The sequence below is a fragment of the Affinundibacterium amnicola genome (assembly GCF_014284275.1).
Classification (GTDB): Bacteria; Pseudomonadota; Gammaproteobacteria; order Burkholderiales; family Burkholderiaceae_D; genus Undibacterium; species Undibacterium amnicola.
Map to the genome: position 1 here is coordinate 123190 of NZ_JACOFU010000003.1, position 23956 is coordinate 147145.

The window sequence follows — 23956 nt, forward strand, 5'->3', positions numbered from 1 at the left end:
AGGCTCTAGCTAGTGCAATTTTGCGTAAGTCCTAATCAAAATTTGTTTAATTTCGATAATTCTATATTTATAGAAATATAGAATCAAGCTTAATTTAAATGGCGATCAGTTTTTAAGCCAGTCTTAATGACTAAGTAGGATGCTTGTGATTGTGTGATCGTCTAGGATATTTTTCATTTTGACGTGAAATGTCCTGATTAGTCTCAGTCTATAAAGATTCGTTGTAGCCAAGTTGCTATTGAAAGCCCGAAGTTATGTTCTTTTTTGACTAGCGGCGATGATTTGAGCCGTGACGAGATCAACATCGACTAACGGATTCGCAGCAACTGAGCGACACCACATTTCGCCGTCCAATACACAGCTCGACAATATACCGGCAGGCAGTGCAGCAAGAAATTCTGAGGTGGATAGATGACGTGGTCGAAAGACATTAACTGCCGTTTGGGGTGGATTCCACAACTCAAGATGGTCTGTTTGTTCGATATTCTGGGCGAGCATATCAGCAGCTTGCATTAAATACTCAAGTCGTTGTGCCAGACCATTCTGTCCCCACGCTAACAGCGTCGCAAGTAAAGGAATTGCAGCAGCAGAACGTGATCCTTGCACACCGACATTGGGTTTCGCTAAATATCCGCCGCCAAAACTGATTGCTTGATTTGCCGCGCTTAAGTCGCGGAACATAATCATGGCAGAGTCTTTGGGCTGAAATAGCCATTTATGAGCTGAGATCGCGACCGAGTCAGCTTTTTCTATGCCGCTCAAACGATCAGAATACTTAGGACTCAAGCGCAGTGGTCCAGCCCATGCCGCATCGACGTGGGTCCATGCGGCGGCACCACTTAGTGTTAAGAGATCTATCGCGCCCGTTGCGGTAGTGCCAGCGTTCAATACCAAGCATGCATTTTCTAAATTGGGGAGTTGATCAACATCCAAGCGTCCCTGTGTATCAAGACCAACTTTGACCAGCTCCAAACCAAGCAGGCGACACGCTTTCTCTACACTCAGATGCGCAGCTTGCGATGTCACCACTTTTCGAACTCCCGCAACATCACGTGCAGCCCAAATGCCAGTTAAGTTAGCGATGGTAGAGCCTGAGCAAAAGTGGCCTCCCTGCATACCAAAAAACGGGACTAGCCAATCCAATACCTGCTTTTCCGCTTGGGTGGCGAACGGTGAAGTTGCTTCATGCAGTAAATTTTGGTTGAGACTCGCATTCCACATCGCCATCGCCCAGGTAATCCATGGAGTTGGTGGGTCCATGTGTGCCATCGATGTATGCGCACCAAGCTGTGCGGCATTGCCGAGAATCTGAGGTGCTAGCAAATTCAGCACTGGGATTTCCCCAAGACCAGCTGATGGTAAGTTAGCTGGCAGATCAGACACTTCCGTACTCCTTGAGGTCATTAATTTCAGTGCCTGCGTCAAACCTTCTGTATCAATAAAACTGGAATCGCAACGATGCATACAAAATCCTAGAAAATTTGAATCTAATTAAAATAGGACTTACGCAAAATTGCGCTAGCTAGGCGGGAAGCCGAAGACAGTACGGTTGTACGGCGAGGCGAACCAACAACGCTAGCGTCTGTTTTGTGTAAGTCCCATAAAAGTATCTTACTACCCGAAAGCTGAAATGCGAGCGCTATAGCTGCACCTTAATTGCACACCACAATTATGATCAGGATTCTCTGTTGAAAAGCTTGCTTTTGCTAGCTTTAATTTGTCGTCTATTTGTATTTTCTGTCGACACTTTTTTCGCTACAAACTTCAGTCTTTCCTGCTTAGGGCGAGGTCTTCAATACAGATTGAATGAAAGGCGCTTTGGCATCCGTATAAGTAGCTTTATCATCAGCATATTGCGTAGCGAGGCGCAGTTTTAATTGCTGATACTCAGAACGCAATTGGTCATTTGTGCGCAATAAGTCACGAAACCGTAGATGCTCGCACCAAATACGTGAACCGATTTCCACACCATGTAAATGAATACGCAAACTGTTTGCGGGAGACTTCACAAAGTAGCGTCGTGTTGGAATCTCTTTTTCATATTTAGAGACATAGTCAAATCCGAGCGCTTCTAATAACGCGATTCGCGATTCAATTTCGCTTAAAGCGTTTACACCCAGCAGAACATCAATTACGGGCTTGGCACAAAGCCCAATTACCGCGGTACTGCCAATATGCTCAATCTGCGTGTTTGTCGAAGAAAAGACCGTGAATAATTCATTGCGAATTTGCGCAAAAATACGCGGCCATTCTTCTGAGTAAGAACTGATCACGACATTTGATTTCATATGGCTTTCATTTAATTTCTATAGAATTTTCTTAATCGAAATGACGATCGTTTTCGGCATTATTCTCTAAGCCCATGCGCGTGAACGACAGGTCGAAAGTGTTTTTAAAGACAAGGCAGCTTCATCTCGAATCCATTGCGCAAACGCTTGAACACTCGTTCGTTGTGCATCTTGTTCACGATAAAGTAGCCAGTGCGAGTAAGGATCACGACTGCGTATGGCAAGCGGGCGTATCAGCTTCTTTTCCAATAAATCCTCAATCACCAACACGTCTAAAGCGAGATCAATTCCATGATGCGATTTGGCGGTGTCAATGGCCAAATGTTCGTGACTATAGAATGGGCCTTTCTTCGCATGCGTGAGTAGAGCGGCTTGATCGCTTTCACTTAAGACTTTAAATTCGGCGAGACTGCTCAACCAAGCTTGCCAGCGTTCGCCTACTTTACCCGTTTCACGATCGGGTGGTAGTGGTAAGCGAAGCAGTGTGTGATTAGTCAAATCCGTCAAACTTTGCAGTGAACTGTGCTTAGATTTTTTCGTAAATGTTGTCACCTCACGCAAATGCGTCGGGCTACATACCGGAAATAAGTAAGTTTCTTCCCACAATTTTTCCGCATGCAATCGAGTTTTCTTTGTACCACTTGATGCCTGCTCGTAGCCACCTTTGCCATAGCGCAGCACCACATCAATGCTGGTGTCTTTGATCAAATCATGTGTTTGATTTTCAGACGATAAGCGCAAATCGATTTCAGGATATTGCGCATGAAAACGACTCAAGCGCGGCACCAGCCATTTCGCCGCGATGGATGGCGCAGCACTTACCACCAAAACTTGGCTATCACTATCGAGAGTACGCGCTTGCTCCAAGGCAGCTTGCAATTGCAAAAATGAAGCACTCACTTGCTCTGATAATTGCTGGCCCTTCGATGTCAGTTGTACCAAACGATTCGAACGTACAAAGAGCGCGCTGCCTAAATAGTCTTCTAAAGCCGCGAGCTGGTGACTGATCGCGGCGGGTGTCACCGAGAGTTCATGGGCAGCTAGTTTAAAACTACCAAGGCGTGCAGCGGCCTCAAAGGCGCGAATGGCACCAAGTGGAGCAGAGCGGATCTGAACAGATTTTGTCATCAGTTCAGTTTAGCAGAACTAATCCGAATCGCAAAAATCATCATTTGTCAGCGGCGACAGCGACACCTACACTGCGACTCCATCGAGTCTTTAATACTGAATTATTTGGAGCAAGCTATGACAAGCACACAGGTGCAATCTCACCCACGGCGTTTTCTATTTTTACTCGCCAGCAGCCGAGCGCAAGGCAATACCGAGCAACTAGCTCGCGTTGCAGCACAGTCTTTACCCGCTGAGTTCGAGCAAGAATGGATCAATCTGCACGACTACGACATGCCAGATTTTGTCGACCAACGGCATGCGGGCGATGGTGATTATCCCGCGCCACAAGGCGCAATGCGTGAATTACTCGACGCCACTTTAGCCGCGACGGATTTGGTGTTTGTGACGCCGCTATACTGGTATAGCCTGCCAGCCGCTGCCAAAAAATATCTCGATCATTGGTCAGGCTGGATGCGGGTACCAGGTGTTGATTTCAAAGAAAAAATGCGCGGTCACCGTTTGTGGAATATCACGGTGACTGCGGATGAAGATCAAAGCTACGCCCAGGCGCTAGTAGAAAGCTTAGGTCTCACAGCGGGATATATGGAGATGTCTTGGAAGGGCAGTTTGATCGGCTATGGCAATCGTCCAGGTGAGGTGATGCAAGACGTACGTGCGTTGGAACGAGCTGTGAATTATTTTGTGGTAGCGTAGGGTAGGCAAGGTCTCATCGTGCCCACGCGTTACGGTTGAAAAAGGTGTAACGTATGTAGCGACATGGTTGAAAAGGGTTGAACGAATTAAGCGCAAAAAGAAGTTCGGCGAAAATCCAAACAATCAGCGTGGGCACAAAAAACGTGCCCACCCTTTAAAGTCACTCATTGATATTTGGCGCGGAGTTTTCTTGGCGGGATGTAAATTTTACTTTCGTTTTTCTTCTTTCTTTTTTCTCTTGATGGCCAATCACAACTACATGCATCGAGACAATCTAATGCTTTGATTGATTTTAGATTTGGCGCGTCGCAAGAGTCACAAGGAAGGTCGCACGGTAAGTCGCAGTCTCCGCGTTGGTGGCGATGAGGCCTCGGTGTTTGCGGCGCAAAGCGACGATATGCAACGCCGCATAAATGAAGTCGCTTTTGTAACACAATCATGCCATCGATAAAGCCAAATCGCCGAACGGCGCGAAATCCAAGTGTAGAACAACTAGCATGGTCGGTGTGATATCGATAAGCGCAACAATATCCTTTAATAGGTGAAATAAAACGTTGATAAAACCTGATTGTCCAGAGTGCGATTGATTTCATAGATATTTTTTTGAAAAACGAATGCAGAGCAATTCTAATTCATCCTAACGTATCTAAATTGTCTGGAAATTTACTTGCAGCCATCCATTCTTCTTCTGAGATATTCCTATCAAATTTCCGTCGATGCTACGCTCGATTTAAATGAAAAAAAATATGTTGTAGCTGAATCTTGAAATTAATTTCATCAAACTCTGGATCATTTTCCATTTCTGAAATTAGGACGTTTAGGTGTTCGCTAGCATCTTCAAGTTCGTACATCAGGCCGGACCATTCAACAGAATTGCTTTCTTTGTTTATCATAAGTCACCGGTCTGACGTCTATTTGGTTAATCACATCAAAATAATGTCATATTATTTTTTTTGACTCTATTGCTATCTATTAACGTCTACGATTAACTGTAAGTGCTTGAATTTAAATCATAATTTGTCTAGTGTGGTCTATTGACGTATCATAGTGTTGCTACTATATTGTGTAGCTAGCTGTGTAGCTACACATTAAAACCAGAAAATTATGCAACGAAAAAAAAGAGAAGCGCTTGAAGCAATTCAATTGAAGCACTGGGTACAAGCCGTGCAATCCGGAAAAATTCCTACGGAAAAAGATTCAGTAACCAACGAAATTGTACCGCTTCCTCTGCCGCTTGCAAGATCAGATGGTGAAGGACTTACTTTCACACTTTCGAAATCAGGAACTGCAACATGGGTCTTGCGTTATCGGTATGGTGGACGGTCAAAGGAACTCACCATCGGCAACTATCCAGACATCAGTCTATCTGACGCGAGAAAATACGCTAGAGAAAAAAGGGCTGGAATTGATATTGGTAGTAATCCAGCACTTGATAAGCGCAAATCAAAGGCTTCTGCCTTAAAAGATTGGAGCGTGGCGGAATTGATTGAGGATTATCGAGAAAAGATACTACCGGGTTTAAGTACGAGTACCCAGAGAAGTTATAGTCGCAATCTGATCCGCATTGAGTCAAAAATTGGACCTTTCCCAGTATCAAAGGTTGAATCCGTTGATATCGTCGTAATGCTAGAAGGCGTAGATGCTACGTGGACAGAGTCACTTATGCTGCTATGTACAGTGAAGATGTTATTCAGGCATGCGGCAGGGAAGAAGCTTATTTCAGTGAATCCGTGTTTCGGGATTGAGCTGAGTGCAACTATGGGGCCACGACCACCAGTTCGGCGACGATTAATGTTAAATGAAGCAGAGTTGAAGTGCCTATTTAGCGCCAATATGCGACCGGAAAATCTGTTGGCTGTAAAAATTTTATTAGGAACAGCTGTAAGATCTGCTGAATTATTTGGAGCAAAATGGGATCAAATCGATACTGACAAAGGTGTTTGGACTGTGCCCACGACGAAAACGGGTACTGGTATGCAAATTCCACTTTCTATAGCAGTGCTAGATTGGTTTAAGGACTTGAAGCTATTAAGTGGTGGTTCCAGTTTTGTTTTACCTGCTAGGGCGGAGAGTCGAAAAGAGCGGTTCGGTGGGGATGCATGCATCAATCCGAATACAATTGGCTCCGCGATAGAGTTCTGGTTTGTAGAGTATTCGCCTGAAGTTAGACGATTTACACCACATGATTTGAGATCAACTGCAAAAAGTCATCTGCGTCGGTTGGGTGTTCCCCGTGACATCACTGAAATGTGCCTCAACCATAAATTATCTGGGGTTGAAGGTATTTACGATATTCACACGTATTTTGAAGAACGAAAAGCAGCGCTTGCAAAATGGGGTGACTATTTGAAGCAAATTGAGAGCGCTTTAGTTTGATAGTCAAATCGCCGATATGAATTCCCCGCGCTAGGCTGCATTTGAGTCGTTACTGTATGCAATGGCATCAAAAGTTTGCCAAAGCCGCTTGTCTGGCTGTTAAATGCACTCTCTGCGCATGTATAAATCAGCCGTCAAATGTCGATTGCAGTTTTGTGTTGAAATCAAACGTTTTAATGATTTTTTGAGCCAGATCGGTCAGCTATTTTAGCAAAGTTTTTTAGCCATATTTCTCTCGTCAAACTCCGATAAACTATAGTCATCAAGCGTCTTTCGAAGTAATTATTCGTTGCTCGTTACAGCACTTGATTCATTCTTGCGGCAACATCTCTCAGACTTGGTACATCGGATTAGTACGACGATGTTAATCCAGTTTTCAGGATTCAAAATCTCACCCTCCTGTTTCACTACTTTTCTGAGTTTGCTAATTCTCAGCGGTGTCCTGCTGCATTCTTTTTTTTTCGATAAAACAAGGAGTAATTTATGGCGACTTTGCCCACCACCGTTAATTCAACCAGTGCTGGATTTCAGCCTGCTTTTCAACATATAGGGACTTCAGACAGGCATGCTTGCGCATTGGCTTCCATCGCCATTATCGCTTCTGTCAGTTTTGATGACGTTCGTCTTCAAGCAGAAAATTTTGGCATGCCAAAGACTGGACCTTATTATCAATGGATAGATGCTGATTTCATTGCGAAACTTTTGGCACATTTTGGATGGGTGGCTACCGTGTGGAAGGAGGGCTCGAATGCTGCAAACTTACCTGATCTTTGCATGGCATTGGTGGATTACGATGTCGATTGGGAAGTCGGACGTTTTGTCGTCATTCATAAGGCAAAAACCACGCATGATGCGAAAATCATTCAGTATGCGATTGATCCAGCGGCTAAAGAGCTAAAGCAGCAGATTCGAACGGATCTTAACGTACTAAAGCCTGCATGGTACATCGGAGTACATCCGATGAATAAAACGACTGTAAAGGCAGGAAAGTAGACATTCTTTCAGGTTGAGACCAAAGCGAAAACGTGAGTCTTATTCTGTTGCAGAATCACCAGCAGGAAGTGGGCTCAATAGTTCAGGCATCGTAACCCCTAAGGCGTGTGCAATCCTCTCAATGTTGCAGATTGAGATATTGCGTTCGGCTCGTTCTACCGAGCTAATGTAGTTGGGGTGTAGCTCAGCATATTCAGCGACTTTCTCCTGAGTTAAGCACTTGGAGCGGCGAATACGGCGCATGTTTGCCGCAAATAATTTCTGAGCATCACACTTTTGGGTTTGGTTGCTTTGCACAAGGCGAAGCATCCAGTTTTTTTATATAAATTTCCACACACTTTGGGTTTGGTTTGTCGCAATTGCATGTGATAATACCAAACTTAAAGTGTGTTTTATCAATCATATTAATAAGGAGATTTGCTCGTGAACCAAGTAATACCGCCAACCAGTACCAATCCTGATGAAAAATTTCAAGTTGTTTTAAAGGGCTTGCATTCAAGCTTTATACAAGAGGAAGCCAAGCTAAAACTAGCGACTTTGTTTAAAGCAACGGTAGAGCAGATGGATAAGATTCTAAGTACACCAAATTTCGTAGTGAAGAAGGCGATTTCATTTGATATGGCGTCTAAATACAAAAGCGCGATTGAGTTAGCGGGTGGTGTATGTGAAGTGAAGTCAGAGAATATTTCGGCTTTTACTTTGGATGTTGATTTGCCAAGCTTGAAGAGGCATGAGGAAGAGCCAAAAATGACGACGCCGCCGCAAGGCGTGCAAGATAAGTCCATGCAAAAAGATCGTCAAGAAACCGAGCCGAGCATATTAAATTTGGACGTATCCGATAGTTGGAAGAATAAGTTTGCACTGATCGAAAAAGCAGGTGGGGTACGCCTTCAAAAGTTCAATGAACTGAGCTCTGGGGAACGAATGGTCATCTTTAATGTTTTAGGGGCGCTGTTCTGTTTTATGTATTACTTGGCAAAAGGAATGTGGAAGAAAGCGATTGTACTGACGTCTATTAGTATCGTTTTGATTTTTATCATTGATGCGATTTTAGAGTCAATGGACATGGGAAATTCCAAAATTACCTATTTTGTATCGCCAGCAATATTTGCTACGAGAGCCAATATTGATTACTACAAAAGGATGGTCTTAGGCGATAACGGTTGGTGGTGAGCGGAGTAAATCTGCTGTGCGGTATAGACGTTGAGGAGCAAGGCGTTAAGTGACCACAATTTGGGGAGCTTTATCGGTGTTAATCGTCGAAGTTATTTTCAAAATTATCGTGCAGAACTGTCAAAAATTCGAAGAAATAAAATTTTACTTAATGCGGAAATGCCGCTGAAAGTTATTAAATGAAATTAATGTGCCAAAGTAATATGTCATTCAGCATAGCGCTTCTAAGCTCCGTGTTGCTATCTGCTTGTGGCGGTGGAAGTGGAGGTGGCTCAACAGCCGCGTCTTCCAACCCTACATCTACTATTCCAGCCGCAACAGATACTGTACCACCCACGTTAGCGACAACAGCTATCGTTTCTCCTCCTAACGGTGACGGCAATGTATCTAAGAACGCACCCATTAGCTTTAGAGCCAGTGAGCCGCTTAGTTCGGCCAAAGTTATTTTGACTTGCGGTGGAGCAGTTGTTCCAACAGTGACTACCTTTCTGTTGGACACAGTGACATCAACGCCTAGTCAGAGTCTCCCATATGGAACAGCATGTACCGCGACAGTGGACAGCACTAGTACAAAGGATTTGGCTGGTAATAAGTTCGGGTCTAACGTTCTGATTACCAGTTTCACGGTTGAGAAGGCACCCGTTGTGGTTACCCCAGGAGATACTACCGCACCCACAATCTCCGCTGTAATCTCGCCGCTGAATGGATCAACAGGCGTGTCGCTGATGCCCAATATTAGTTTTAAGGCGAGTGAGCCCTTAAGTTCCGTCAGAGTGATTTTGACTTGCAGCGGCACAGCTATTCCTACCAACAATACTATTAACTCGGATGTTGTAGTAGCTGCACCAATCCAGAATCTGGCTTATGGTGCATCTTGCATAGCCACAGTGGATAGCAGCATGACGAAAGACATGGCTGGTAACAAGTTTGTATCCAATGTAGTGATTACCAGTTTTACGGTAGAGCAGGCACCAGTGGTAGTCATTCCACCGACCTCAGACAAGACTCCACCGAATTTGACAGGTATTGTTTTCCCTTCAAACGGTTCGATAAATGTAGCGACAGACGCGAAGGTTATTTTCCAAGTATCCGAGCCTTTGAGCAGCATTAAAACTCTGATGTTCTGTGGTGCAAACAGTGCAGCCGTTGCAGTATCAAGTTGGACTAGCGGTAATTCAGTGACGGTTACACCAGTTGCACCGTACCCCACAAATGCGACATGCAACCTGTTGATAGACCGTACGGGTTCCAAAGATTTGGCAGGCAATGCATTTTCGGAAAACTGGTTGATCACAAAGTTTACTACTGATGGTACGGTGGTAGTTATTCCGCCAGACACGGGTCCTACCACGCCAACAGGAGATGTAACGCCACCTGTATATCTCGGTGGTATTTTTCCAGCAGATGGTGCAACCGATGTTATGCCTAATACTGAGATTCAGTTTGATATGAGTGAGAAGGTTGCCACTATAAGAGTTAGCTATAGTTGTACAGGTGGGACTAGCGCCAACTACTTGGATAATGCGGATGTTTACGATAAGACTACCTCGCGCGTCAAATTCATGGTCGCATCCGCGTTGTTACCCTATGGTTCAACTTGCGTGGTTACTCTGCATAATGCGGACACTCGGGACTTGGCTAACAACCTCATGAAGGGCTACTCAACAATCTTGACTACCTTTAAAGTCCGATCAAGAGTTTCAAGTGTTGTGTGTGATCAGACAGCACCACGCACCAGTGTTCCAGTTATGAACGGCAAACCATTGGTAGAAGTATGTAATGGCATCTTTTCTGATCCTGCAATCAGTACGGCTGAGTATGGTGAGGTCGCACAAGTCAGAACATTCTCAATGAACTCTATTAAGAAGTTCTTCGGCACGTCAAAGATGACAACAGTGCCAGATATTATTGTTTGTAAGACGGCGGAATGCTCAGTTTTTTTTATGGATGCAGATTATGGTGGTCGCGTCATGCCACAAGGTATGTCAACTCAAAATGGATCATTCACTGCACCACGGGATACTTTTGTTGTGGGTAAGCCCTACGGAAGCGAATTCAATAGGCTGTTGGTTTCTGCGCATGAATTGACTCACGTGGAGTTTCTAGCAAGGCTTGGTAATGGACGAGTGCCAACTTGGTTCAATGAGGGGTTAGCTACCTACGTTGGTGGCAGCCCTGTTTGTAGACCATTTACACCTGGAGTTACTCTCCCTGCAAAAGCACAGCCAGATTTGAAGGATCAAACGCAGTGGAAAATAGATGCACCTCACTACTGCCAAGGATCAGAAGAGATTACTAGCTGGATACAGAAGAACGGTAAACAAGCACTGATCGATCTGCTCGACAAAGTGAAAAACGGGGCTGAGTTTTATTCGGTGTACGGAAGCCTCATAAACTAAACCAAGAAGCCCGGTGCCATTCATGGTGCGAGGTTTTTATTAATGAACGTCAACCATGTTGGACACTTTTTTGAAGATGGGTAAAGAGGCTTAGTAATTGAAACGGTTGGCCTATTTGTGAAACCTAGCAAAGTTATTTAGCACTCGATCCGTTCGATACTTGAGCGTATGGGGGACAGTCCTTAGATGCCATCCAGTAGCTCATCATGATCACCGACAAATCGTCAAGAGGAAATAAAAATGAAACTATTAGCCCTTCGAATTGTTGCGGGTTTGAGTATAGCGCTATCGTCTCTCAGCGCTCACGCAGACCTCCAACTTTCTTGTCCTGTAAGATTGGATTTGCTAACCCAATTGGAGAAAGACCCTGACAAGTTATTGTTTGGTGTAAAAGTAAGGGATTGGAAATCCGAATATTTTGACGCCCTGCTCGTCAAAAATGAGGAATGTATGGCTATAAGTAATTATCCTGAATCCGTGAGAAAGGCTGAGCGCAATGAAGCAAAACGCCTTACTGACATGCGGGATAGTTACTTGCAAAGACGTGATGAAAATTTACGCGCAGCCGAAACGCGTTCACGAACACTGCAAATAGTGGCGATTGCGAAAGAGCAAGGCATTGATATTCCTGTCAGCCAAAGTGGTGGAAGACCGACTGAAATACTGTTGTATTTATTCGAAGGAGTACCTTTCCGTGAAAAAAAATGGGAGTGCAACGATGCTGGTGGGAGTAGGAAAATTGGCTGGTTAGATGAAGCAAGTATAAAAAAATTAGCCATATATTCTGATGCCTGTCTGGCGAGTGGCGCTATTAAACAAGAGGCAGCAAATATAGTTAAGGCAAACGTTGACGCCTTGACACGGTTTTATTCCGCTATTCCAGTATTTTCCAAGCGAGTCGATTTGGTCGCGTTACGCCCAGACATTACGCCATCTGCTCTGGCAGAACTTGAGGCCATGCATAAACAGTTGATCGCTCCCGTTTTGCACATCGGTTTTGATCAAAATTTCCATCCGCAGTTGCAGATTGCTGTTGAAAAAATTAAAAAACTTCAAGCCCAACTGTTTCGCAAAACCTGTGATGTGAACTACGCTCGCGCTAATCTGCCTACCGCATGGCGATCTGCGTATTTAATGGTTGAATGGAATAATTCTACTGAGTTTCTTGGTTTGATCTGTGAATCCATGAGCGCCGGAGTGCAAATCCGTTACTTACCGAGTGGTTTATTTTCAAAAGAAGGATTTGAGGTGAAAAATGCAGTGCGAACTGTACAAGTGTTTCCTGAATCGCGACGTATAGCGGGTGGTGACCCAAAGATTCCACTGCTTGTGCCCACGGCTGCCAAGATTGATGGCAAGTCCTATAGTATTACAAGTCAGAACATCCGAATGCTTTATGCAGAATTATTTGCAGCGTTACGGAATCAATAAAACTTCGATCTTAAAATGTCTGGCAACGATTTCTCTGCCTCTAGTAAACGCGAGAATTGTTGCCAACACTCCAGTGCATCGCAAGGGTCACCACATCAGTTTGGTGATAAAACTCCCCTTCACACCTAACCATCGGCATGTAATTGTATAAAGTTTTGCACATTTTGTGCTTTGATGATTATTCATGGGAATCTCTGCAAGCGATGTAGTGCCGTTTTCGCTGGCACGTGCCAACCTTTCTGAGTTGGCTGAACAGGTGAAGGCTGGTTCAGAGAAAATCATTACCAAGAATGGTGAGCGTGTCGATGCCGCCTGCGAAAGGTGGAAAAGTTGAAGCAGCGTATCACCTAACGGATTTATTAGAACAACGTCGACTTTTAATAGAATTTTGGTCGCATTACTGCGTTCCGGGATAGTGCCTATTGTTTAATCTTTACGATCTGAGCAACACGTTTGATTAATGTTGACAATAAATTTACTTAATTAATTTGAACAAGTAGCGAAAGTAATTAACACAATATTTGCTGGTTAATTTAAAAACCAATTATTAATAAAATATCCAATGTAAGAATAATCTACTTCGGTACAGTATTGCAAAATCACCACAAGATCCACAATTGCAATGTAAAGATTTGGGAGATTTCTTCAAGAAATTAGTTGAATGTCTCCTAGCTAGAACAGTGCCCCCGCACGCATTAAGTGACATACAGGGGCGAGCAAGATTATGTCATTAGCCTTCGATTTCTTTCGTGAAATAAGAAGGCACGAGCTTGTACAGCAATGGCAACACCAGTAAGGTCAACAAGGTTGATGAAATAATTCCGCCAATGACGACCGTCGCTAGCGGTCGTTGTACCTCAGCACCTGTGCCTGTGGCGATGGCCATCGGAATAAAACCTAGAGAAGCGACTAAAGCCGTCATCAATACAGGGCGCAGTCTTGTTACCGCACCTTCACTAATTGCGACATCTACATCCATGCCCTTATCAATGAGTGAACGAATATAGGCAATCATCACCAGACCATTCAAGACGGCCACGCCAGACAAGGCAATAAAACCGATACCCGCTGAAATCGATAAAGGAATGTCTCGTAACCATAAGGCGACAATGCCCCCGGTTAATGCGAACGGCACGCCGGTAAAAACTAATAAACCATCTCGCATATTGCCAAACATGGCGAAGAGCAGCATAAAGACCAGCACCAATGCAGCTGGCACAACGACTTTCAGGCGATTGCTGGCCGACTCTAATTGCTCAAAGGTTCCGCCCCAGGTCATCCAATAACCAGCAGGCATATTAATTTCTTTACGCATACGCTGTTGGGCTTCAGTCACAAATGAACCGATATCGCGTCCGCGGACATTTGCGGTTACAACCACGCGGCGCTTTCCTTCCTCTCGACTGATTTGATTAGGACTCGTTCCCATGCTGACCGTCGCCACATCGCTCAATCGCAGATAACCCGCTTTATCTGGGCTGGCACCGTCTTTCGGAAGACGAATCGGTAGACGCTTAATCGTGTCAACATCATTGCGCAAGTGATCTGGCAGGCGAACTACAATATCAAAACGACGATCGCCCTGAAACATCGTACTTACTGCCAGCCCACCAATGGCGTGGCTGATGACCGCTTGAACATCATTGACGTTGACGCCTAAACGAGCGATTTTATCCCGGTCAATTTGAATATTGAGCATTGGCAAGCCCGTTGTTTGCTCAACCTTAACATCGGTCGCACCATCAATTTTGGCCAGCACTTGAGAGATTTTTTCAGCGGATTTATTCATGGCATCCATATCGTCACCAAATACCTTGACCGCTACATCACTACGGACGCCTGAAATCAATTCATTAAAGCGCATTTGAATAGGCTGCGTAAATTCGTAGTTATTTCCTGGTACTTTCGCGACCGCTTCTTGGATCGCCTCAATTAATTCGTCCTTACTTCGTTTTGGCTTAGGCCATTCATTTTCTGGTTTAAGCATGATAAAAGTATCGGTCAAACTTGGCGGCATAGGGTCAGTTGCGATCTCTGCCGTACCTATTTTAGAAAATACCCGTTCAACTTCAGGGAATTTTTGAATTACACGTTCAAGATCCTGCTGCATCTGTACTGCCTGATTGAGGCCAGTACCCGGAATACGCATCGCATGCATTGTGATGTCACCTTCGTTCAAGCTAGGTACAAATTCACTCCCCATGCGAGTTAGGAGTAAGCCACTCAACATGATCGTAGTGGCTGCAATACTGAGCACCAAAGCTTTGCTATGCAGAGTCCAATTCAATGTTAATTCATAGCTTTTTTGAATGCGACTCATGACACCATGTTCTTTTTCAACGATACTATTACCGATAAATAATGCAACGGCGGCCGGAATAAATGTCACTGAAAGCACCATCGCCGCAATTAACGCCGCAACAACAGTAAATGCCATGGGGTGAAACATTTTTCCTTCGACGCCCGTCAATGCAAATATGGGTAAGTACACCACCATGATGATTAACTGACCGAATAGCAAAGGTCTACGGGATTCCTTTGCTGCTTCAAACACTTCGTTAAATCGTTCATGTCGCGTTAATAGCCTGCCATGGTGAAGCTGTGCATGGGCTAAACGCCGCACGCAATTTTCCACAATGACGACGGCACCATCAATGATGATCCCAAAATCTAATGCCCCAAGACTCATCAGATTTGCACTGACCTTGTTGCCGACCATACCTGTGAACGTGAACAGCATTGCTAGTGGAATTACCATCGCCGTAATAATTGCAGCACGGATGTTTCCTAGGAATAGAAACAGAATTACGATCACCAGAACGGCACCTTCAAGCAGATTCTTCTTTACTGTACTAATCGCTTTATCCACTAATATGGTTCGATCATAAACAGTGTTAACAATCACGCCTTTTGGCAATGTATGATTAATCTCTTCGATTTTTTTACTGACAGCAAGTGACACCTTCCGGCTATTCTCGCCCATTAGCATAAATACGGTACCCAGCACCACTTCACGACCATTTTCAGTAGCGGCTCCTGTGCGCAACTCCTTACCGATTTCCACATCTGCGACATCTTCAATGCGAATCGGTGTTTCGTGGATGGATTTCACGATGATCTGTTTAATATCTGCAATAGAGTTGAGTTGGCCAGGTGCACGCACCAAGTATTGTTCCCCGCGTCGCTCAATATAGCCAGCACCTATATTGGCATTATTTTTTTCGATTGCGGCAGCGACTTCCTGCCAAGTGACGTCGTAGGCAACGAGTTTTTCTGGTCTGGGAGCAACCAAGAATTCCTTGTTATATCCACCTATCGTATTGATCTCGGTGACACCGGCAACGTTACGTAGTTGCGGCTTAACGATCCAGTCTTGAATTTCCCGAAGCTCAATTGCAGAGTAAGGCTCACCTGCTGCATTCAAGGCTCCGGGTTTCGCTTCCACCGTCCACATCACAATTTCGCCAAGCCCAGTAGAAATTGGTCCCATTGAAGGTTCAACACCGACAGGCAGTTTCGATTTTGCTTCTTGTAGACGTTCATTAACCAATTGGCGCGCGAAATAGATATCGGTACCATCCTTAAACACCACCGTTACCTGCGACAAGCCGTAACGCGATAGCGAACGCGTTTGCTGTAGCGCTGGTAAACCTGCCATCACGGTTTCTATCGGAAAGGTCACGCGTTGCTCAGACTCTAAGGGGGAGTAACCAGGTAATACCGTATTAATTTGCACTTGAACATTGGTAATGTCGGGTACTGCATCTATGGGGAGACGTTGATAGTTGACAATACCTAGCGCAGCGAAACACAAGGTCACGGCCAGCACCATCCATCGGTGATCGATGGAAAAGCGAATAAGTTTCTCAAACATAATTTTTACTTTCTGAAATGAATGGAATGATTCATAAGATGATTCATAAGAAGATCATTTGAATCGGAATTAATCGTCATGACCGACCGACGACTTACCCAATTCCGCCTTCATCAGAAAACTATTTTTTGAGACGTACGTTTCACCCGCCAGTAAGCCTTTAATTACTTCGGTAAATTTGCCATTAGTCCGCCCTAATTCAACTGGTCGCACTTCAAATTGATCACCGACTTTGATAAATACACTGGAGACTTCATTCACACTTTGAATGGCTTCGCTGGCAACAACAACCGGTGTGTTCACCGCGGCAGATTGCACAACCAGATTGACTGGCAGACCGGGGTACCACATACCTTTGGCGTTGGATACCACCAAGCGCGCCATCGCACTTAGGGTCTGATCGCCAACCACGGAGCCGACATAGCTCACTTTTCCAGTGGTACTGGCTTCAAACGCCGTTGCGCTGATCGTCGCCTTTTGCCCGACTTTGATTTGTCCTAATTCTTTCGCAGGAATCACTGCCTCAACCCATACCGTATCCAGATTGGTCACCGTAAAGATCGTGGCATCTTCTTTCAATACTTGTCCCATCGCGATATTTTTTTCTGTGATGGTGCCGTTAATGGGTGATCGAATTTCCAGACGTGTAAGTGATCCGCCAGTCGCACTTAAAGGAGAGTTCGCCCCTAAAGCGGCTAATTTTTGCTCGGCACTTTGGCGAGTGATTTCGGCTTCTTGTAAGGCGTTTTGTGCCGCCAAATAATCCTGTTCGGCAGAAATTTTCTCTTCCCACAGTTTCTTCTCTCGCTCAAAACTTTTTTTCGCTAACACAAACCGTTTTTGCGCCGCCAGCACTTCGCCGCGTTGATCCGCTAAGAGTTGACTGGAAATGATGGCTAATACTTGCCCTTGTTTGACCTTATCTCCCGCATTTACCAACACACGCTCTACCAATCCCGTCAGGCGTGGCACGACATGTACCGTGTTGTCAGCATTCAGACGAATCTCACCTAATAGCGACATCGTGCTTTGCAATAACATCGGTCCAGCAACTTGCGTCTCTATGCCGTTGTGTTTGCGTTGCTGCTCACTCATTTGTACTCGGCCTTCAATCTGTTCATACTGAAAATCATAGGTCTTTTGGTCAAATATTGCCTTAATCTTCACTTCAAAAGAATGCGGCTCTTCCAATTCTTTAGTGCTAGTCAGGTAATCTTGTTCGGCTTTTAATAGGTAGGTTTGGACTTCCTGACCCAAACGCTGAACCAAGACAGTCACTTCGCTGCTTTTAGGCGGCAAGGCTTTTCCGTTTTGATAGGGATAGAGACGAAAGACTGGTGCCGAATCCACTTCAAAAATAGCGACCTCTAAGGCATAAGTTCCTTGTTTCAATAAACGTCCTCCATGCGGCCCCTTCTGATCAGTGGCTGGTTCCTCACTTCTTTCTTTTGCATGTTCCGCATGCTCATTTGCATGACCGGCTTCATCATGTTCTTCGGCTTTAGTCCCAGATTTATTTGTAAATAAGATGGCTATCGCCAAGATAACGCCAACGACGAGAACGATGCCGACTGCAATTGCCTGATTCCGATATTTGATTGGCGATGATTGTGTCAGTTGAGATAAAAATTTCATGATTATTCCTAAAATGAGTCAGTCGCTGGATAGAATTCAAACGCTTGATCATTCAGCAGTCTTTGAATATCCGCCGCGGCAAGATGGGCATCGCCACAACTACGTAAATATTGTGCTGTTGCAGCCAAGAGAGAGCGCTGCGCATCGAGTACGTCTAAGAAACCGAATTTGCCAAATTCAAAGCCCTTGAGCGCAAGGTCAAAGGCATTTTGGGCATTAGGGAGAACGTCTGCTTTACTTAGCTGTGCTTCGTCGACCGCAAATCGGAGTCGCTGCTGAGCTTGCATCAATTCATTGCGCACCCGAATCTGTGTCGATTGCAGTTCGTCTTTCGCTTTATCCAGACGGCTAATGGTTTCCTGCACGTTGCCCTGATTACGATCAAACAGGCTAATCGGGATAGAGACACCGATCATAGGCTGCTGTCGTCCGGTCAGTTGTTCCCGTTTGGCACCAAGACTTAAGGTGATATCTGGAATTTGTTTACTGCGCTCTACATCGGCCATTGCAGCGCGTTTTTCCACCTCTATTTTTGCTTTGATGATCTGTGGTGATTGCATCAGCTGCTTTTCTACATCCAAGCTATCAGGCACCACAGGTAAAGCATCAAAACGTCCTACCAATTCAATGGATGAAGTCGCGTTATTGCCGATCATAGAGTGCAATCGTTGGCGTGCAATCACTAATTCACTCTCGGATTTCGCTAACTCAAGCTGTGCGCTGGACTGCGCCACCCGTGCCTTACTCTCTTCTAAGGGCGCCACTTTGCCCACGGTGACTTGTTTTTTAGCTGCACTGTAAGCGCGCTGTGTTAGCTCCAACGAAGTGAGCGCCAATCGTTGACGCTCTTGGGCAATCAGTACCTCATTAAAGCGTGTTGTAACGGTGGCCCGAATCTCGTTCAACATTATGGCGAACTCGACTTTAGCGATATTCAAACCGCTTTCGGCCACCGATAGGCGGGCACGCCTTTTGCCACCAAGTTCGATCGCTTGATTGAGTTGCCAAGTCGTATTGCGATTTTCAGTTCGTGCATCTTCCATCATCGCAACCAGTTCTGGATTACGTAATAAACCTGCTTGACGTAAGCTTGCCTCGGTCGCCGCTATCTCTCGTTTGGCAGCAGCGATATCCGGGTGGTATTGTTGAGCCAAACGTAGGGTCTCTTGTAAGCCCAAGCGACCAACGGCAACGGTGTCAGGCAACTTGTTGGAGGATAGATTGACTGCGAGCATTTGCGTACTCGCTTGATCTTTTATGTGGGTATTAGTCGGTAATGTCTGCGCCACAAGGTATGCGGGTGAAGACGTTAGTAATACTGCCGCGAGCCACGATAACGTGGGCGGCAAAAGCAATTTTTGCATGGAACTCCCCTGAAATAATTCCTGAAACTATTCTTAAAATGAAGCAATAGGAAAAATCCGGTCGTGCGCTGTCAACCCTTGGATCTCAATACAAAAGAAAATAATGAAGAAGACAGTGAATTGGCACCGGATTAAACGACGCGTATCCACTTGGGACGTTCTGGCTCTGCCAAAAACGGCATGGGAGGTTGAAGTTGTGTGAGCGATCGGGAATCTTGACGTCCTAGATCATCAAATGGAGATACTCGTGAATCAGCGGTCATTGATGCGCCGTGATGACATGTCGTACAATCTGGATGGGACACAGGTTTCTTATTGCCAGCCTTATTCTTTTGATCCTCTTGATCCGCAGTGTGATGTTGGTGAGGATGATGCCCAAAATGTTGCGTGGATTTATCTGTTTCATGCTGACAGAAAGCACTTGCCGCCGTCCAACTTAGTTGGAAGGTCAACGCAAGGACTAACAGGATGATCCATTTTTTACACATGACGCGAATTATATACATGATCGGTTTCTCTATTGGGTTACAAATTTGTTATCTGCGCTAGTTAAACTAAGGTGGTCTTGGACGTAGTAGTAAGTTTGACCAAGCGTAAGCCATTAAAAATGACTAACAGGCTTGCCCCCATATCTGCAAATACCGCCATCCAAAGACTTGCAGAGCCAAAGACTGCCAGTATTAAGAAAATTACTTTTATCCCGAGTGCTAAACTAATGTTTTGTTTCAGAATGCGAGAGGTACGTTGACTCAATTGGATAAACTGGGGAATCTTACGCAGATCATCATCCATTAATGCCACATCGGCCGTTTCCAATGCGGTATCCGTCCCAGCGGCACCCATTGCAAATCCAATATGGGCTTTGGCCAGTGCTGGGGCATCATTAATGCCATCGCCCACCATCCCGACGTGACCATATTGTGTTATCTCTTGCTGAATAGCCGCTAATTTATCCTCCGGTAACAAGTCACCACGGGCGTCGTCAATACCGACCAGTTTGGCAATCGCCTTAGCGGTGAGTGTATTGTCGCCAGTGAGCATCACGGTACGCACGCCCATCGCATGTAGTTCGGCAATGGCTTGTCGGCTAGTTTCTCGAACTGTATCGGCTACGGCAACCATCAGAAGTGGCGCTGTTTCATTACAGAGAATGACCACAGTTTTTCCATCACCTTCAAAGGTACGTAAAGTCGCTTCCAGGCTCGTGTTACAGATACCTAATTCTTCAACCAGTCGATGATTGCCTAAATAAAACCACTGATCATCCACGCGTGCTTTTACACCACGTCCCATCAAAGCTTCAAACTGAGATACTTCAGTGAGAGAAACTGTAGGAAATTGCGTTTTCCAATAACGACAAATGGCACCGGAGACAGGATGGTCTGAACGGTTGGCCAAACTTGCCGCAAGCCCTAAATGTGTGTTGGTATCCCCTTGAAGTGGCGTGATATCGGTGACACTAGGCTTACCCAGCGTAATGGTGCCGGTCTTATCCAATGCAAGCACTTTTAAATTTCGACCGTCTTCCAGATAAACCCCACCTTTAATCAAGATGCCCGCTTTAGCTGCTGCGGCCAGTCCACTCACTACGGTCACTGGTGTTGACACCACGAGTGCACAAGGGCAAGCAATCACGAGAAGTACCAAGGCTTTATAGACCCACACCGACCACAATAATCCGAAAAAGACAGGCGGCACAATCATGACTGCCAACGCTAACAAGAAGACCACAGGTGTGTAAATTTTGGCGAATTGATCCACAAAACGTTGTGTCGGCGCGCGACTAGCCTGCGCTTCTTCAATACGCACAATAATGCGTGCCAACATTGAATCTGATTTTAAAGAAGAGACGCGATAGAGAAAGGAGCCGCTTTGATTGATCGTCCCAGCAAATACCTGATCCCCAATATTTTTTGCGACCGGTATACTTTCTCCTGTAATGGGAGCCTGATCAATCGCAGATGCACCCTCAGTCAATACGCCGTCGAGTGGAACGCGTTCTCCGGGCGCGACCCGTAGAATCTCGCCAATTTGAACTTGGTCGGTTCCTACGGTGAGCCAAGTACCATCAGCCTGCTTTACCGTCGCTTGTTCGGGCGCCATTGCCATTAATCCCCGAATAGCATTGCGTGCACGATCTAAGGATAAGGCTTCGATCATTTCTGACAGACTAAATAAAGCCATCACCATTGCCGCCTCTGGCCATTGTCCGATGATCACAGCACCTGTAACAGCAATTGCCATCAGGGCATTAATGTTTAAATTGAGATTGGCGAGCGCGATCCATCCTTTTTTATAGGTGCCAACGCCACTAATGAGAATGGCAAATAAGGATAGCGCAATCACAGCCCAACTTGATTCGTTGCCACTCACCCAGGCAATCACTTCTGCCGCAATTGCGCTGGCAACTCCCAAACCAATCAGCCACCATGATTTACTGCTCGTAGGGGATGTGCTTCGGTGTTGTTGGGCTTGCGTCGCAGTGTCGACCAGCTCGGCTTGCATACCGATTTCCTGTAAAGCCCGCTGAATCGGTTTTTCATCGGCTAGTCGATGTTCGATTGTGAGTTTTCGCTCTAACAGATTAAATTTCAGTTGCGTAATACCTTCAACAGAAGTCAGTTTCTGACGAATCAAGGTTTCTTCCGTGGGGCAATCCATGTTCTCAATTCGATATACCACCGATGACGCACCGACGGCAGCGGTTGACTCCGGTGACGTTGCAGTGATCAGCGGCGTATCTCCACAAGCACAGTCGTGTTGATTGCTGGTACAGATGGATGTTTGCTCAGTTGTCGATGACATAAAAGCTCCTTAAGGCGTATAGTGCTATTAAAAACCCTGTAGTAGGTATAGGGTCAAGCATTATTTTGCGATGAGGATGAACCAAATGGAATTAAAAATTGGCGAACTTGCAAAACGATCTGGTTGTCAGGTAGAAACCATTCGTTTTTATGAGAAAGAAGGCTTACTTCCCCCAGCCATACGCTCGCAAGGAAATTATCGTTTGTATGGTGAAAGCCATGCTGAACGACTTTTATTTATCCGCCACTGTCGATCATTGGATATGACCTTGCATGAAATCCGTCAGCTTTTACTTTTTAAGGATGCACCTCAGGAGACCTGCACGGAAGTGAATCAAATTTTAGATAAACATATTGATCATGTAGCACATCGCATTCATGAATTGACTGAGTTACAAAAGCAACTGATGCAATTACGTAGTCTTTGCCATAATTCCAACGCAGGCAAAGACTGCGGCATTTTGCATAACTTGGCTACGACAGAAGGTATGCCAATAAAAAAACTGGGCAGTCATGGGGAAGGCTGCCATTAACAGTTTAGTGAAAACGGCTCTTAAGACGTATTGCACTGGCTTTCGCACTTGCAGTCTCTTTTGCATTTTTGTTGCACAAATCGTTTTCTTATCATGACGAATACCCCAATACCTATACCTGTGATTGGGATGAAGTGCCATATCGACAGTTCATCAAGATATGCTGCTAACCCGATAGATACGCCAAGTGATGCAAGTAATGGCGCTATTAGTGGCAGGCAGCACAAACCACACCCCGCAATAATTACCGCCGCAGCACCTAAGGCAGTACGCCATGACTTGCTCTTCATTACTTCCATATCCATCTCCTTTAAAAATGAAATTGTTTTACCGAAGTTGCAAGGTACATGCTAAAGTCACTTGAGATGCAAGCCTTATTTTTAGGATGATGAACAAACCTATACTGACAATCGGGCACTTATCCCAGCAGACTAAGTGTACTGTGCCGACCATTCGATACTATGAAGAAATAGGTCTTTTGCCGCAATCTGAGCGTGTGTCGAATGGGCATCGTTTTTATCGTCATGAAGACATTCAACGACTGCTCTTTATTAAACGCTGCCGCGATTTTGGTTTTCCGATTGAGCAGGTGCGTCAATTGGGTCAGCTTTTAGAGGATGGTGAGCGCGCTTGCGTCGAAGTACGAGATCTGGCACAGCGTCATCTTGATGAAGTACGAAAAAAAATAGTTGAAATGCGCGAATTAGAAAAAACGCTAAATGCTTATGTCTGTGCCTGTAATACTGGCTGCGTAGAGGGTCAAACAAAAGACTGCTCCATCATCGAAACTTTACAGGCGCCTGTCATACCGCAGAGACGACCTGAGGACAGCATCCAACTAGCGACAAATCCTGATTCTTTTTCCGTTACTGAATTAAAGCGAGGTCGTTAATGGAGTTAAATGACATCGGAAAATCTTTCGCTTTATTTGTCGCAACGGCCATTGCCGAACTCATTGGTTGCTATTTGCCGATGTTGTGGCTCACTGGCAAAGGTACAACTTGGCTATTGCTCCCGGCGGCGGCGAGCTTAGCCGTGTTTGTTTGGTTATTGACTTTGCATCCAGCAGCGAGTGGCCGAGTCTACGCAACCTATGGTGCCGTATACATTGCCACAGCCATTGCATGGCTTTCTGTTGTAGACGGGATTAAGCCAAGCTGGAATGATTACCTTGGGGCAGCCGTTGCCTTGCTCGGTGCAGGAATCATCATTATTGGAAACAAATCCTGATGACCTTTGTAAGTTAAGCTTTTTCAATACGA

20 protein-coding genes and 1 pseudogene are annotated in these 23956 nt (G+C 45.3%); 10 read left to right on the forward strand and 11 right to left on the reverse strand.

Going from position 1 to position 23956, the window contains the following annotated elements:
- Positions 1-252: 252 nt before the first annotated feature.
- From H8K33_RS08515 to H8K33_RS08525, 3 genes are all read right to left on the reverse strand, one after another.
- Entirely contained in the window at positions 253-1464 is a 1212-nt protein-coding gene (locus H8K33_RS08515; protein ID WP_186890601.1) for a pyridoxal phosphate-dependent decarboxylase family protein, read from the reverse strand.
- A gap of 314 nt (positions 1465-1778) precedes the next feature.
- Entirely contained in the window at positions 1779-2288 is a 510-nt protein-coding gene (locus tag H8K33_RS08520) for a GrpB family protein (protein ID WP_186890602.1), read from the reverse strand.
- Between the two features lie 66 nt (positions 2289-2354).
- Positions 2355-3416: a LysR substrate-binding domain-containing protein gene (locus H8K33_RS08525; RefSeq protein ID WP_186890603.1), complete on the reverse strand. Its 1062-nt coding sequence runs from the start codon at positions 3414-3416 to the stop codon at positions 2355-2357.
- Positions 3417-3533: 117 nt separating this feature from the next.
- Between H8K33_RS08525 and H8K33_RS08530 the strand changes: the two genes are divergently transcribed.
- Positions 3534-4112 carry a flavodoxin family protein gene (locus H8K33_RS08530; RefSeq protein WP_186890604.1) on the forward strand — a complete coding sequence of 193 codons (579 nt, stop codon included), beginning with the start codon at positions 3534-3536 and terminating at the stop codon, positions 4110-4112.
- A 164-nt stretch (positions 4113-4276) separates the two neighbouring features.
- Here the strand turns inward: H8K33_RS08530 and yidD are convergent, their stop codons facing one another.
- On the reverse strand, positions 4277-4705 hold the full coding sequence (gene yidD, locus H8K33_RS20235; RefSeq protein WP_186890605.1) for a membrane protein insertion efficiency factor YidD: 429 nt from the start codon (positions 4703-4705) through the stop codon (positions 4277-4279).
- Positions 4706-5216: 511 nt separating this feature from the next.
- Between yidD and H8K33_RS08540 the strand changes: the two genes are divergently transcribed.
- Together H8K33_RS08540 and H8K33_RS08545 are read left to right on the forward strand one after the other, a co-directional pair.
- A complete protein-coding gene (locus H8K33_RS08540; RefSeq protein WP_186890606.1) occupies positions 5217-6488 on the forward strand; it encodes a tyrosine-type recombinase/integrase in 1272 nt (423 codons plus the stop codon).
- A 483-nt stretch (positions 6489-6971) separates the two neighbouring features.
- Positions 6972-7481 (forward strand): hypothetical protein, encoded by a 510-nt coding sequence (locus H8K33_RS08545; protein ID WP_186890607.1) that lies wholly within the window; start codon positions 6972-6974, stop codon positions 7479-7481.
- Between the two features lie 39 nt (positions 7482-7520).
- Here H8K33_RS08545 and H8K33_RS08550 read toward each other — a convergent pair whose 3' ends face one another.
- Positions 7521-7724, reverse strand: coding sequence for a helix-turn-helix domain-containing protein (locus H8K33_RS08550; protein ID WP_229827207.1), 204 nt, complete (start codon positions 7722-7724; stop codon positions 7521-7523).
- Between the two features lie 180 nt (positions 7725-7904).
- Here H8K33_RS08550 and H8K33_RS20170 point away from each other — a divergent pair, with 180 nt between their 5' ends.
- The 4 genes and pseudogenes from H8K33_RS20170 to H8K33_RS08570 form a co-directional block, all read left to right on the forward strand.
- Positions 7905-8654: a DUF2628 domain-containing protein gene (locus H8K33_RS20170; RefSeq protein ID WP_186890609.1), complete on the forward strand. Its 750-nt coding sequence runs from the start codon at positions 7905-7907 to the stop codon at positions 8652-8654.
- Positions 8655-8857: 203 nt separating this feature from the next.
- Entirely contained in the window at positions 8858-11053 is a 2196-nt protein-coding gene (locus H8K33_RS08560; protein ID WP_246443496.1) for an Ig-like domain-containing domain, read from the forward strand.
- 240 nt (positions 11054-11293) lie between these two features.
- Positions 11294-12484 carry a hypothetical protein gene (locus tag H8K33_RS08565; RefSeq protein WP_186890611.1) on the forward strand — a complete coding sequence of 397 codons (1191 nt, stop codon included), beginning with the start codon at positions 11294-11296 and terminating at the stop codon, positions 12482-12484.
- 184 nt (positions 12485-12668) lie between these two features.
- Positions 12669-12782: pseudogene (locus H8K33_RS08570) on the forward strand (prevent-host-death protein); the annotation flags it as partial.
- Between the two features lie 432 nt (positions 12783-13214).
- Here H8K33_RS08570 and H8K33_RS08575 read toward each other — a convergent pair.
- From H8K33_RS08575 to H8K33_RS08595, 5 genes are all read right to left on the reverse strand, one after another.
- On the reverse strand, positions 13215-16358 hold the full coding sequence (locus H8K33_RS08575) for an efflux RND transporter permease subunit (RefSeq protein WP_186890613.1): 3144 nt from the start codon (positions 16356-16358) through the stop codon (positions 13215-13217).
- A gap of 69 nt (positions 16359-16427) precedes the next feature.
- Positions 16428-17993, reverse strand: coding sequence for an efflux RND transporter periplasmic adaptor subunit (locus H8K33_RS08580; RefSeq protein ID WP_186890614.1), 1566 nt, complete (start codon positions 17991-17993; stop codon positions 16428-16430).
- 8 nt (positions 17994-18001) lie between these two features.
- Positions 18002-19357 (reverse strand): TolC family protein, encoded by a 1356-nt coding sequence (locus tag H8K33_RS08585; RefSeq protein ID WP_186890615.1) that lies wholly within the window; start codon positions 19355-19357, stop codon positions 18002-18004.
- 131 nt (positions 19358-19488) lie between these two features.
- Complete coding sequence (locus tag H8K33_RS08590; protein WP_186890616.1) at positions 19489-19863, reverse strand: hypothetical protein; 375 nt, start codon at positions 19861-19863, stop codon at positions 19489-19491.
- A gap of 43 nt (positions 19864-19906) precedes the next feature.
- Positions 19907-22162 (reverse strand): heavy metal translocating P-type ATPase, encoded by a 2256-nt coding sequence (locus tag H8K33_RS08595; RefSeq protein WP_186890617.1) that lies wholly within the window; start codon positions 22160-22162, stop codon positions 19907-19909.
- A 76-nt stretch (positions 22163-22238) separates the two neighbouring features.
- On the opposite strand from H8K33_RS08595, the gene cadR reads away from it, so the two are divergent.
- Entirely contained in the window at positions 22239-22694 is a 456-nt protein-coding gene (cadR, locus tag H8K33_RS08600; RefSeq protein ID WP_186890618.1) for a Cd(II)/Pb(II)-responsive transcriptional regulator, read from the forward strand.
- Positions 22695-22714: 20 nt separating this feature from the next.
- On the opposite strand, the gene H8K33_RS08605 is transcribed toward cadR, so the two are convergent.
- The gene (locus tag H8K33_RS08605; protein ID WP_186890619.1) at positions 22715-22993 is read right to left on the reverse strand and encodes a hypothetical protein; all 279 of its coding nucleotides are present in this window, start codon (positions 22991-22993) and stop codon (positions 22715-22717) included.
- Between the two features lie 89 nt (positions 22994-23082).
- Here H8K33_RS08605 and H8K33_RS08610 point away from each other — a divergent pair, with 89 nt between their 5' ends.
- Together H8K33_RS08610 and H8K33_RS08615 are read left to right on the forward strand one after the other, a co-directional pair.
- Positions 23083-23586 (forward strand): MerR family transcriptional regulator, encoded by a 504-nt coding sequence (locus tag H8K33_RS08610; RefSeq protein WP_246443449.1) that lies wholly within the window; start codon positions 23083-23085, stop codon positions 23584-23586.
- Positions 23586-23924 carry a YnfA family protein gene (locus tag H8K33_RS08615; protein WP_222613357.1) on the forward strand — a complete coding sequence of 113 codons (339 nt, stop codon included), beginning with the start codon at positions 23586-23588 and terminating at the stop codon, positions 23922-23924. Before H8K33_RS08610 ends, H8K33_RS08615 begins: the two co-directional genes overlap by 1 nt.
- The last annotated feature ends 32 nt before the right edge of the window (positions 23925-23956 follow it).